The 13,113-nt window shown below is 35.7% G+C and carries 9 protein-coding genes; 2 read left to right on the top strand and 7 right to left on the bottom strand.

Features of this window, described 5'->3' with window-relative positions:
* Positions 1 to 74: 74 nt before the first annotated feature.
* The 7 genes from atpD to ACHRV5_RS07845 form a co-directional block, all read right to left on the bottom strand.
* Positions 75 to 1,586, bottom strand: coding sequence for a F0F1 ATP synthase subunit beta (gene atpD / locus ACHRV5_RS07875; protein WP_047777068.1), 1,512 nt, complete (start codon positions 1,584 to 1,586; stop codon positions 75 to 77).
* A gap of 234 nt (positions 1,587 to 1,820) precedes the next feature.
* Entirely contained in the window at positions 1,821 to 3,347 is a 1,527-nt protein-coding gene (locus tag ACHRV5_RS07870; protein ID WP_395426372.1) for an SGNH/GDSL hydrolase family protein, read from the bottom strand.
* Positions 3,348 to 3,432: 85 nt separating this feature from the next.
* Entirely contained in the window at positions 3,433 to 6,264 is a 2,832-nt protein-coding gene (locus ACHRV5_RS07865) for a TonB-dependent receptor domain-containing protein (RefSeq protein WP_395426371.1), read from the bottom strand.
* 364 nt (positions 6,265 to 6,628) lie between these two features.
* The gene (locus ACHRV5_RS07860) at positions 6,629 to 7,096 is read right to left on the bottom strand and encodes a hypothetical protein (RefSeq protein WP_395426370.1); all 468 of its coding nucleotides are present in this window, start codon (positions 7,094 to 7,096) and stop codon (positions 6,629 to 6,631) included.
* Positions 7,097 to 7,371: 275 nt separating this feature from the next.
* Entirely contained in the window at positions 7,372 to 9,222 is a 1,851-nt protein-coding gene (gene glmS, locus ACHRV5_RS07855) for a glutamine--fructose-6-phosphate transaminase (isomerizing) (protein ID WP_395426369.1), read from the bottom strand.
* Between the two features lie 9 nt (positions 9,223 to 9,231).
* The gene (locus ACHRV5_RS07850) at positions 9,232 to 10,845 is read right to left on the bottom strand and encodes a DUF4270 domain-containing protein (RefSeq protein ID WP_395426368.1); all 1,614 of its coding nucleotides are present in this window, start codon (positions 10,843 to 10,845) and stop codon (positions 9,232 to 9,234) included.
* A gap of 21 nt (positions 10,846 to 10,866) precedes the next feature.
* Positions 10,867 to 11,673: a glycogen/starch synthase gene (locus ACHRV5_RS07845; protein WP_230003861.1), complete on the bottom strand. Its 807-nt coding sequence runs from the start codon at positions 11,671 to 11,673 to the stop codon at positions 10,867 to 10,869.
* Between the two features lie 78 nt (positions 11,674 to 11,751).
* Between ACHRV5_RS07845 and panC the strand changes: the two genes are divergently transcribed.
* Both panC and panD read left to right on the top strand, forming a co-directional pair.
* The gene (gene panC, locus ACHRV5_RS07840) at positions 11,752 to 12,630 is read left to right on the top strand and encodes a pantoate--beta-alanine ligase (protein ID WP_395426367.1); all 879 of its coding nucleotides are present in this window, start codon (positions 11,752 to 11,754) and stop codon (positions 12,628 to 12,630) included.
* Between the two features lie 14 nt (positions 12,631 to 12,644).
* Positions 12,645 to 12,995 (top strand): aspartate 1-decarboxylase, encoded by a 351-nt coding sequence (gene panD, locus ACHRV5_RS07835; protein WP_047777048.1) that lies wholly within the window; start codon positions 12,645 to 12,647, stop codon positions 12,993 to 12,995.
* The last annotated feature ends 118 nt before the right edge of the window (positions 12,996 to 13,113 follow it).

Below are 13,113 nucleotides of genomic sequence, written 5' to 3'. Positions count from 1 at the left end.
AAATTATAAAATTCCAAAATCCAAAATTGGAATTTGGAATTTTTATTTTTTTAAGTTTATCAAGCTTGGCTTGATTATGCTTCAGCCAACATTTTCTCTCCAGCTTCGATTGCATCCTGGATAGAACCTTTCAAGTTGAAAGCTGCTTCCGGAAGGTGATCTAATTCACCGTCGATGATCATGTTGAATCCTTTGATAGTATCTTTAATATCAACCAAAACTCCAGGAATACCTGTAAATTGCTCCGCTACGTGGAAAGGTTGAGATAAGAAACGTTGTACACGACGTGCTCTTGATACAGATAATTTATCTTCTTCAGATAACTCTTCCATACCTAGAATCGCGATAATATCTTGCAATTGCTTGTATTTTTGAAGGATCTCTTTTACTCTTTGTGCACAATCGTAGTGCTCATTTCCTAAAATTTGAGGAGTCAAAATTCTTGAAGTAGAATCTAACGGGTCAACCGCTGGATAAATACCTAACTCAGCAATTTTACGAGACAATACTGTTGTAGCATCTAAGTGAGCAAAAGTTGTAGCCGGTGCCGGGTCAGTTAAATCATCCGCAGGAACGTAAACCGCCTGTACAGATGTAATAGATCCTTTGTTTGTAGAAGTAATACGCTCTTGCATAGCTCCCATCTCTGTTGCCAAAGTTGGTTGGTATCCTACTGCAGAAGGCATACGTCCTAAAAGTGCTGATACCTCAGAACCTGCTTGTGTAAAACGGAAGATGTTATCAACGAAAAACAATACGTCTTTCCCTTGATCAGTTCCGGCTCCATCACGGAAATACTCCGCAATAGATAATCCTGAAAGTGCTACACGAGCACGAGCTCCAGGTGGCTCATTCATTTGTCCGAAAACGAAAGTAGCTTTAGACTCTCTCATTCCTGGCATATCTACTTTAGATAAATCCCATCCTCCATTTTCCATAGAGTGCATGAAATCATCACCGTATTTAATAATACCTGACTCTAACATCTCACGAAGTAAGTCATTTCCTTCACGTGTTCTTTCTCCTACTCCTGCGAATACAGAAAGTCCACCGTGACCTTTTGCGATATTGTTAATCAACTCCTGGATCAATACCGTTTTACCAACACCAGCACCACCAAACAATCCAATCTTACCTCCTTTTGCATAAGGCTCGATCAAATCGATTACTTTAATACCTGTGAATAAAACTTCTGATGAAGTTGATAAATCTTCAAATTTTGGAGCTTGTCTGTGAATAGACAAACCGTTTTCTCCTGTTTTTGGCAAGTTTCCTAAACCATCAATTGCATCTCCAATTACATTGAATAATCTACCATATACGTCTGGACCGATTGGCATTTGGATTGGATTTCCTGTTCCAACTACTTCATATCCTCTACTCAAACCGTCAGTTGAGTCCATAGAAATGGTACGAACAGTGTTTTCTCCAATATGAGATTGTACTTCTAGAACTAATAATGTTCCGTCTTTTTTTGTGATTTCTAATGAATCATAAATTTTTGGAAGTTCAACATCCTTTCCGTTGAAAACTACGTCAACTACTGGTCCAATGATTTGAGCAACTTTTCCTATTACTTTTGACATTACTTATGTATTTATTAAATAGCTATTTAGGTTTATCGAAAATACCTCTTTTTTCAGAGCGCAAAGATAAATTTTTAAAATATAAAATCAATATTTTTTTTATAAAAAATACTACGATTTTGTTTGATTCCTAAAAGTCAGGCCCAAAATCGCCAAAAAAGTATTTTTTAACAAAATAAAAAAAAGCCAACATGGTCTAAAACCAAGTGGCTCTTTTACTAAAAAAAATTGGCTTTATTGTATTACTTTAGGATATAGTATCTGATACTTTCCTAAATTAACTCCTTTTAAGTTTGATCCGTACTTAAGATTGATCGCCTCTATAAATTTATTTGCGATCAATGCATACCCTCTTGGTGACGGATGCACACCATCTAAAGAAAAGGTTCCTCCTGTTACGAATGTTGATGTCATGGTGTAACCATCTACTACAATTCCGGCAGTAGACAAATCTTCCATCACCTTTTTCGCATCAACAAAAGCTAAGCCGTTTGCTTCCTGAGCTGCTTTAATAGTCACATTATAAGCATCTGTAGCTGTTCTGATTTCGGCTATTTCAGTTGGGATCAGAACAAACTTGTCCTGTAACGGATAAGTAATTCCAAACTTGTCTAATGGAGCCGGTGGCGCCATTCCAATTCCTGAATTAGCAGCGGTCGGAGCTGTTCCGATAGCCGATCTTGTGGTTAAAAGCACTAAATCTGTTGCTGTAGCCTGACGTGCCTGACCAAAAACCAATCCATAAAAGGCAGCGGTCTGCGCTCCCACTGAAGGCGTAAGAACTGCTGTAAGCTGTGCGGCTAAATTTGGCAAAGACTCGTCTTTTATCAACAATGGATTTGCAGCAGTAAGAGACAATAATTCAATTCTATTGGTTACACCTAGATAATTTAACGCCCCTTTTAACGGTCCGTACAATTGTGCATTAAGCGCATTAATAGTAGCCGTTCCAACAGCAGCATTCCCATTACCCAAAACCGAAATCGTTAATGGATTATAAGGAACTGTTGTGAAATGTGGCAGTGTATTGATATATGGCAAGTTTGCCACAACTCCTTTCTTCCCGTTTTTAGATAATTCTGTTGCCAGATTTTTGTAAACAGCATCAAAAGTAGCAGGAGCAGTAATCGGGTTTGATCCGTCTCCACCAGTTGTCGCATATCCTAAAACATCATTACCACCAATCCACAAAGAGAAAAAAGTAGGATTTTGAGCCAAAGCATCTGTCAAAACAGTTGCCGTAGGCGAAGATGCTATTCTACCGAAATAAGGATTAGCAGTAGCATATCCGGCAAACGCCAAATGTGTTGCTTTTGCACCTGGAATACCCATATTACTAAAAGCTCCAGTCAAATGTGTACTAATATCGGTACCCGAAATACCACTTACCGGAAGAGGTGTACTTGTTGCTACATCCAAATACAATCTAACACCAAGCGACGGTACCTGAGCACCTCCCGAAGAAAACCCTCCAAGATTGTCCGCCATAAAAGGAGTTGAGAAAACACCCCCTCCTACTAATGCAAATTGCTGTGCCAGTATATTTGGATAGGCATTTGTCTGACCTGCTTTAAACAAAGCATTATCTGAAAAACCAGCCGCAAAAGAATCTCCTAAAGCTACGTATTTCGAAAAATTAGCTGTCCCCGAGGTCAAGGGCTGTCCATCAGATGAATTTACTACAGCCGCAGTATCATCATCGCTATTACAGGCCATAAAGGTAATCGAAACCAATAAAAGCCATTTGAAATTTTTTATCATGATTTAGTATGTTTTATAATTATCCTTTTCCGAATTCGAGATTCCAAAAAGCGAATAAAATGTTTGTTACGTCCGTTAATTCAAATTATGGATTGATTGTCCAAGAAGCAAAATACTGTTGACCGATTAATCCGGCACCAAGTACCTGAGCATATTCTTTTCCTCCAATATTTGCAGCTCCTAATTTTACAACTGATTTTAGTTTTGGAAGTGCATAGTTAATCTGTGCATCAATTACAGTAGCCGATTTGATTATACCATCAGCAAATGTTGATTCCCATTTGTATTCACTGTTCCATCTTCCGCTAACATTAAATCCGAAGTTTTCGAATAATTTCTCATTCCCAACAGATACTTTCACTCTGTGTTTCGGCGTATTGAACCCAGCTTCAAAACTTGGATCTTTTGCCTGATCAAAGTCAAATTGAGCATAGTTGTAATTCACACCTAATTCGTAATCAGCAATTATTTTTTTAGAAAGACCAACACCAAACCCAAACGATTTAATCTCAACATCTGTATTGGTATACAACTGATACGCTCTGTAATTCCCGTTCTGAAGTGCATGAAGCGTTTGGACTCCCGGATTTGCAGGCCCTAACAAAGGATTCGGCGAATCTTGTGCCGTACCATAATAAGGCGCTACCACATTTAAATTCCCAATAAAGTGATTATAGATATTGTAATAAGCATTAAGATCTATAGAAACATCATTAATAAAAGAACGATATCCAAGTTCAAAAGCCTTAACCTCTTCCGGTTTAACATAATCTACATTTGTTTTTCTCAAAAGTGCTGATGCAGCAATAGGATTACTTCCCGCTAATGCACTAAAGGCTCCCACAGAACTTGCCGTATAAGAATTACCATAAGCATTTTGACCATTCATTATAACTGTAGGCCCGCCGGCAAACATCTGACCTTGTGCCGTTGCAACATTTAAAGTCTCAGTAAAACGCAATAAATTATCCGGTGCAGAACCTAACAACACCGCATTTCCAACATTAAATCCAATATACTGATCTTGTGTAGATGGATTTCTGAAACCGGTTTGGAATGATCCTCTGAAATTATGATTCTTTTTCTCTCCTCCGGAATAAACCAAAGACACTCTAGGAGAAAGATTACCATCGAAATTTTTTGATTTATCATAACGAATAGAACCCGTAAATTTCAATCTTTCATCTAAAAACTTTTTCATCACCTGTGTATAGGCACCATATTCACTATAATTAATAGGCCCATCTGCATCTGTATAAATCCTGCCGTGAGAATTTAACTCATACAATCTATAAGATCCTCCGACTTGAATTTCAACAACTTTTATCAAATCCTTAAAATTATAATTTAAATCAGAATGGTATATTCTTGAATTATCAACCAGTTTTGAACCTGTAAGCACACTCTCATCAGCAATTACCTGATTAAAAGCATTCTTAAACGCTGATGTTCCCGGTAAAAAACGCCCTGTATCCGCAGTAGCTCTTGCAGCTGCATGAGCATTTTCAGGCGTCATTCCCCCTAAAGTTGCTTGCGCATAAGCTCCCGCATACTGACCAAACCAAGTTTTATCATCTTTCCATTTTCTATTTACATTAATCCCTGTAAATACCATATCATAAGAATGCCCACCATCTTCTGAAGTTGTGTATCCTCTTAAGAAGAAGTTTCTTCCTTTAAATTCGATTTTATGTTGTTGCATAAAAAAGTCATTTAAGTAATATCTGTTCGCTCCTTGATAAACTGCGTTTCCAGTTCCAAACTTACTTTGCCAGATAATTTCTAATCGGTCATCTCCAAAAGGTCTTCCGTGTAATGAAAAATCGATTTTAGTATTTCCGGCTTTGTTGTTGGTAAGGTCAATTTCGTTATAACCTGTTCTACTAACATTTGTATTTGGCAATAAATTTACCGCGGCCGCTGGCAATAGACCTAAAGCAGCTAAAGACTGTCCTACGCCTTTTATATTTGTAGAAACTTCGTCTCCGTATACATTTATTCCATCATAGTTAATATTGCTTCTGTCGATTCCTGCAATTGTTTTATCATTATAATTTGTAGCATACCAATCTGTAGCTTCCATATAAGTAAAGTTGGCTTTGGCGGCAAAATATTTATTAAACGCATGTGAAAAGCGCACTCCAAAATCGTAGTAATTATTTACTCCTGCGGCATCTTGTGAGGTCATTCCGTATTTAAAATAAGCAGATACCCCTTGATAATTGAATGGGCTTTTACTATTCATAAATAAAATTCCGTTAAAAGCATTCGCCCCATACAAAGCAGATGATGCACCCGGCAACAACTCAACACTTTGAACATCTATTTCTGAAACACCAATTAAATTCCCTAAAACAAAATTCAAAAGAGGAGATGAATTATCCATACCATCTACCAATTGCATAAAACGGGTATTTGCTACAGTCGCAAAACCTCTTGTATTGATTGATTTAAAAGACATACTACTGGTATTCATCTGTACTTCTTTGAGGTTTTCCAAACCATCATAGAAAGAAGGAGAAGCTGTTTTTTTAATATCCTGAATTCCCATTCTTTCAATAGTTACCGGAGATTCAAGCACTCTCTCAGGAGTTCTGGAAGCAGAAACTACGATCTCATTCAATTTAGTTTCTTCTTCTTTTAACATTACCTCTATTTTTTGATTCAAGGAGGTTACATTGATTGTTTTAGCCTCAAAACCTACAGCCGTCACTTTAATTGTAAAAGGCGGTTTAGTAGAGACATTCAATTTAAATGTACCATCAAAATCGGTAGAAGCTCCGGTAGAACTTCCAACCACGACAATATTAGCACCTGGGATTGCTTGCCTGTTCGCATCGGTAACAGAACCGGTAATTGAATTCTGCGCAAAAGATATTCCGCTGAAAAACAACATAATTAATAAATAGACTCTCATTTGGTTAGTTTTTGTTAGTTTATACTACCAAAATACAAATAATTTCCATATATATAAAAAAATGTTAAAATAAACTGATATTCGACATGTTTTAATTGATAATTATGACGATTTAGCAATGCCTTTTATTAAATTAAAATCAAATAATAAACCCTATGCAAAACAATTACTATGCATACATATTATTTTTGAAGGAAAAATTACGGATTTACTAAAAATACACCGTTCAGAAAAAAAATCTGATAATAAAAAAAAGCGAGACCTAAATCTCGCTTTTTTAACATTTAATATATTTTAAACTTTTATTCTATTGTAACTGATTTTGTTAGGTTACGTAGTTGATCAACATTATCATACGCGCTCTTTATTTTTTTCCTAACCTTTCAAATTTACCTATTAACTCATTTAACAATGTCACTTCCTCCCTATTAATCAATCCTTCTTGCTGGTAGGATACTATCACATCTATTACAAAATCATATTCACGAATATTATTAATCTTTTTTCGCTTTAGGATTTTCACCATCTTATTCTCTAGTTTATATGGCAAGTTTTGCTTTTTTATTTCTTTCCAAAATTCATCAACACAATTACCACCACCTTCTTGAAAGTATATAAACACATCATTAATCACATATTTCAAAGTTTTCAAAGTTTCATATCGTGGTTCCGGGTTTAAAGCTCTTTCTCTACATTCTAAATAAGCTTCTACAAAAACATCTAATGTTTTAGTGTCCCACTCATTAGGTGTATAATTTCTAAAACAATAAATCGCAATATCAATTACCTTACTTATAGCATTCTTTGCATTTATATAACTATCTTTTGACATGTACTTTTCTAAACTAATAAACTTCCCGACTTAATTCCTTACAAAACCTACACTTTTTTAAACATTTCCGAACTCACCTAAGGCATCACCAGTTCTTATTTTAATTATTTCAACCTCTCTTATTATCCAGCATGATGACCAGATAATAATTAAAAACCTAAATACTCCGAGACATTTTATTAATCAAAAAGAAAACAAAAAAATGCGACAAAAGTTTGCCACAAAAAAAGCGAGACCTAAATCTCGCTTTTCTAAAATCTATATGTTTTTAGTATCTATTCTACTGTAACTGATTTTGCCAAATTACGTGGTTGATCTACATTACATCCTCTCATTACCGCAATATAGTACGAAAGCAACTGCAATGGTATAGTAGTAATTAGCGGAGATAAAGCATCCGAAGTTTCCGGAATTTCGATCACATAATCCGCTAATTCGCGAACCTGAGTATCACCTTTGGTCACAACAGCGATAATTTTACCACTACGTGATTTAATTTCCTGGATATTACTAACGATCTTATCATAATGACCTTGTTTAGGTGCAATTACAATTACCGGCATATGCTCATCAATCAAGGCAATTGGACCGTGCTTCATTTCTGCCGCTGGATATCCTTCTGCATGAATATAAGAGATCTCTTTAAGTTTTAAAGCACCTTCAAGCGCTACAGGGAAATTATATCCACGACCTAAATACAAACAGTTTGGAGCATCTTTAAAAGCTGCTGCAATCTCTTTTGCACGATCGTTTGTTTCTAATGCTTCGGCTACTTTCTCTGGGATTATCTCTAATTCCTGTAAGTAGGCATGAAAATCACTATTTGACAAAGTTCCTTTAGCTTTACCTAATCGCAAAGCAATCATTGTTAAAACCGTAATCTGAGTTGTAAATGCCTTAGTTGAAGCTACTCCAATTTCCGGACCTGCGTGTGTATAAGCACCTGCATGGCTTTCTCTTGAAATAGAGGAACCTACCACATTACAAACTCCGAATACAAAAGCACCGTTTTCTTTCGCTAATTTAATAGCCGCCATAGTATCAGCCGTTTCTCCTGATTGAGAAATAGCGATGACCACATCATCTTTATTGATGATCGGATTGCGGTATCTGAACTCAGAAGCATATTCTACTTCAACCGGAATACGAGTGAATTCTTCAAAGATATACTCAGCCACTAAACCGGCATGCCAAGAAGTTCCACAAGCCACGATTAAAATACGCTTTGCATTTAAGAATTTCTCAATATTATCCTCAACACCAGCCATCTGAACAATTCCTTCATTTGCATGAAGTCTTCCTCTGTATGTATCCTTAATTACACTTGGTTGCTCGTAGATCTCTTTTAACATAAAGTGATCATAGCCTCCTTTTTCAATCTGCTCCAAATTCATCTGAAGCTGCTGAATGTAAGGATCAACCAAAGAATCATCCTTTATTTTTCTAACTTTAAGTGGTTTATGCAATCTGATGTTTGCCATTTCACCATCCTCAAGATAAATTGCATTTGACGTATACTCAATAAAAGGAGATGCATCAGAAGCAATAAAAAATTCACCTTCTCCAACACCAATAGCCAAAGGGCTACCTAGTCTTGCCGCCACAATTTCATTTGGATTCTTTTTATCAAAAACCGCAATTGCGTAAGCACCCACAACCTGATTTAAAGCAATCTGAACTGCTTTACCAAGCTTGATACCTTCATTTTTCTGCACTTCTTCAATCAGATTTACCAATACTTCTGTATCCGTATCCGATTTAAAAGTATAGCCTCTTTTTATTAATTCTTCTTTAAGAGGTGCATAATTCTCAATAATTCCATTATGAATAATTACCAATTCTCCGGAATTAGAAAGATGTGGGTGCGAATTCACATCATTTGGCACCCCATGAGTTGCCCAACGGGTATGTCCGATTCCTATAGTTCCGTTTGTAGTAAATCCTTCTTTAGTCTTAGCTTCAAGATCTGAAACCTTACCTTTTGTTTTACAAAGTTTTATGCTATCCTGGCCGTCATACAACATAACCCCGGCACTATCATATCCTCTGTATTCGAGTCGTTTTAATCCCTTAATAATAATAGGATACGCCTCTCTATGACCTATATATCCAACAATTCCACACATATATATTTATTAATTTGGTTTCGTGTAGTAAACTTCAAGCCTCAACCTTTTAGCCTCAGGAACCGTGGATGTTCCTCCAAACAATACTGTTCCTAACGGACTTATAACGGATGCTTTTGGCGCATCAGTAATAAAATTATTTTTCAATTTCAATTTATTTGAACCGGCCGTACTTATATCTCCGGTAACCACCAAGCCCAATTTAACATTAACTGCCGTAGTGTTTCTTATAATATTTCGAATATGATTTGTTAGCCTGATTTTATAAGTAGTTCCCTTTTTACTAGTAGGATCAACATTAATTATACCACTATACACTACTTTTCCCATCGCTGCTCCACTACCGGTAGCATCTGTTAAATAGTCTAAAATAGGGGTGTTATTTGTTAAATCATACAAATAAATTCTTTTAGGTTCACGAGTACCAGCTGTTGCATCCGGTATTCCAAGCATCTTCTCTGAGTCAATATGAAAAACTAAATTGGCTTCATTAACCATCCATTTTTTTGCTCTGATATCTTCCAGTTTTGAACCAAAATCCTTAAGCTCAATAATAGCGAGTGATCCCTGACCTCCTTTTAAATAAAGAGATTCATCGCCAAGAATTTCATTTTTTGAATCTAATGCACTTTGATAAGTCGATACCTTAACATCATTCAACAAACTTGCTGTTGCACCACTTAGATTAATAACCATAGATTTATCCTCTGTTGTAGCTTCCGGATCCGTAGTGCTATCCGTTTTCACTTTGTATTTTATCGTAATTTTCCCTTGCGCAAAATTCAACAAAGCCATATTTCCAGGACTACCGCCTGCTTTTTCAACTTTAAAATACAAGCCTTTAAAATACTGTTGAAACACATCTTGCGAAGAAAGATTTGCAGCAGTCGCTTTTAAAATTTTAGTTTTAAAAAATTCCTTATTCAAATTCAGACGCATTTGCGGAATAGCTTTAGTTGTAGTTATCACACCCGTCGTCGGGTCTCTTACATCATCAGAACGCTCAGATGAATCAAAAAAGAACTCCGCATTTTGTGACTTATCGCCACTATCATTCAAAAGTTTGCCGCTATTCACCTGATCTTTAAATGTGTTAAAATCAGCATTTTGATCCGTATAGTACAACTGTGCAAATTGCGAATTACTATTACTATCAAAATAAGAAGAACGCATTTGAACACCTGATTCATAAACACTTAATTTAAACTTTTCTCCGGGTTTACCATAAATAGAATCTAACACATAAGTCGTTACACCATTATTAGTACTTGTCGCATGGCTAAAATAAGGGATAGATAGTGTTACCGTTTCAACTTCCGGATTAGGATCCTTACTAATAGTCGGAGCGTAACTTTCAAGCGCAACCTGAGTAGCATAACTCGCTGTTCGCTCCCCAAAAACACCATCATTATAAATACCTAAAGCACTATTTGTGAATGCATTTGACTGAATCGGGCTAATTTCCTGATCGTAAGCCACAACATCGTATTTTTCAGATTCTAATCCGAAATGATTATCTCCAATCAAATCGTCGCCAATGGCGTTAAAATCTTTGTCACAAGAATATAAAAGAACAACTGATGCAATTAATAGCGTTTTCTTAAAAAAAGAAGTATTATACATGTTTTATAATAATGTTAAAATTTAAAGACCCATACTTTTGTAGAAATTTGTATACGCATCAGCGAATGCATCTTTCGTGGCGAAAGGTAAAAAAGGTTTTCCTGAAGATTCTATAAATTTTGTTAAACTTGAAGATACGTTCGGTGATGCAATAATAACAGCATCAGAATGCAATATACTGGCCTTTAAAATATTCTCATAATTTGGTGTTTCCAAATCAGCTACTGATTCGTGTGGCACACCATCAAATTTCACCTTGTTAATCATTTCTAAATCTAAATTTTCATCAAATGACTGTCCGTAAACAGAAGTCACGATTTTAGTTTCAGAAAACAATGCTTCATTTTTGTAATAATGTTTCATATAAATTGGAAGCATAGCGGCTAACCAACCATGAACATGAATAATATCAGGAACCCAATTGAGTTTTTTTACGGTTTCTACAACTCCTTTGGCAAAAAAGATCGCTCTCTCATCATTATCAGGATACAAAACCCCTTCTTCGTCAGCAAAAGTTGCTTTACGTTTAAAATACTCATCATTATCTATAAAATAGACCTGAATTCTTTCTTTAGGAATTGAGGCAACTTTAATAATCAATGGCATATCCAAATCATTCACTACCAAATTCATTCCTGAAAGTCTAATTACTTCGTGTAACTGATGTCTTCTTTCGTTGATGTTTCCATATCTTGGCATGAAAATTCTTATCTGACCGCCTTGATCATTAATCATTTTCGGCACGTCATAAGACATTAAAGAAACCTCATTTTCAGCCAAATAAGGCACGACTTCAGATGATACATATAATATCCTCTTATCTTTCATAATAGTATTTTACTTAATTTTTGGTAATAAAAACGTTGCAAAATTACAAAATTTTATGCAGTTATTAACTAATATATTATGTTTGCACTAAATTTTAATAATACCGACATGCATATTTTCTACGGTAAAGTAGCTTTGATAGCCTATTTAAAAACTATCAAAACCACAAATTCGACCATCGGATTTGTACCAACAATGGGCGCTTTACACCAGGGGCATCTGGCTTTAATGCAGAGATCTCTTAAAGAAAACGACGATACCGTAGTTAGTATTTTCGTAAATCCAACTCAGTTTAACAATCCTGAAGATCTGGCAAAATATCCTAGAACTCTCGAAGAAGACGTCAAAAAAATGCGTGTTCTGAGCGACAAAATAATTCTATATGCTCCGTCTGTAGAGGATATTTATGAAGGTGAAACGGTTTCTCAGCATTTTGATTTCGACGGATTAGAAAATCAAATGGAAGGAAAATTCAGACCCGGACATTTTGATGGAGTCGGAACAATTGTAAAACGCTTGTTCGAAATTGTAACCCCGACAAATGCTTATTTTGGAGAGAAAGATTTTCAGCAATTGCAAATCGTCAAAAAAATGGCAGAAAAAAACAATATGCCGGTAAATGTTGTTGGCTGTCCTATTTTCAGAGAAGACAATCAACTTGCAATGAGCTCCCGAAATGAGCGTTTAACACCGGAAGAAAGAAAAGAAGCTGCCCTAATTTACAAAACTTTGACAGCTGCTAAAGAACTTTTTCAAACCAGCACTCCCGAAGAAACTATTGCCTTTGTTGAAGAATCTTTCCAAAACAATGAGCGGTTTACCTTAGAATATTTTGTTATTGCTGACGAAGCTACCTTATTACCTATCGACCAAAGAAATAAAGACAAAAACTACCGCGCGTTTATAGCAGTATTTGTTAATTCTATAAGACTGATTGACACCATTTCATTAAATTAAATTACCTTTGCACCATGCAAATTCAAGTTATAAAATCCAAAATTCACCGTGTAAAAGTAACGGGAGCCGATTTAAATTATATTGGCAGTATTACTATTGACGAAACACTACTGGAAGCTTCAAACATTATTGAAGGCGAAAAAGTAGCAATTGTAAATATCAATAATGGCGAACGCTTTGAAACTTATGCTATTAAAGGAGAACGAAATTCAGGTGATATTACCCTGAATGGTCCTGCAGCCAGAAAAGTTCAAAAAGACGATATCATCATCATCATATCTTATGCAACCCTGGAATTTGAAGAAGCTAAAACCTTCAAACCGTGGATCATTTTCCCTAATGAAAACGATAATTCGCTAACCTAAGCTTTTCTTTTACACCGTATTTCTTCAGCATTTGATATTTTTTTTATCAGAGAGGAATTCTTTTACCCCTATCTAAAGTAAATAGTAAGTGATAATTAAGGCATTACCGTTTTTAGAA

The organism is Flavobacterium sp. FlaQc-52, from assembly GCF_044007495.1.
GTDB classification, from domain to species: Bacteria; Bacteroidota; Bacteroidia; order Flavobacteriales; family Flavobacteriaceae; genus Flavobacterium; species Flavobacterium cupriresistens.
Note: the sequence above shows the minus strand (reverse complement) of the source record. Positions and strands in the feature narration are given on the sequence as shown.

What these genes read in the sequence shown, in the direction of transcription:
- ACHRV5_RS07870 (WP_395426372.1), bottom strand. Translation starts at nt 3,347, where the DNA reads ATGATAAAAAATTTCAAATGGCTTTTATTGGTTTCGATTACCTTTATG.
- panD (WP_047777048.1), top strand. Translation starts at nt 12,645, where the DNA reads ATGCAAATTCAAGTTATAAAATCCAAAATTCACCGTGTAAAAGTAACG.
- ACHRV5_RS07845 (WP_230003861.1), bottom strand. Translation starts at nt 11,673, where the DNA reads ATGAAAGATAAGAGGATATTATATGTATCATCTGAAGTCGTGCCTTAT.
- ACHRV5_RS07865 (WP_395426371.1), bottom strand. Translation starts at nt 6,264, where the DNA reads ATGAGAGTCTATTTATTAATTATGTTGTTTTTCAGCGGAATATCTTTT.
- panC (WP_395426367.1), top strand. Translation starts at nt 11,752, where the DNA reads ATGTTTGCACTAAATTTTAATAATACCGACATGCATATTTTCTACGGT.
- ACHRV5_RS07850 (WP_395426368.1), bottom strand. Translation starts at nt 10,845, where the DNA reads ATGTATAATACTTCTTTTTTTAAGAAAACGCTATTAATTGCATCAGTT.
- atpD (WP_047777068.1), bottom strand. Translation starts at nt 1,586, where the DNA reads ATGTCAAAAGTAATAGGAAAAGTTGCTCAAATCATTGGACCAGTAGTT.
- ACHRV5_RS07860 (WP_395426370.1), bottom strand. Translation starts at nt 7,096, where the DNA reads ATGTCAAAAGATAGTTATATAAATGCAAAGAATGCTATAAGTAAGGTA.
- glmS (WP_395426369.1), bottom strand. Translation starts at nt 9,222, where the DNA reads ATGTGTGGAATTGTTGGATATATAGGTCATAGAGAGGCGTATCCTATT.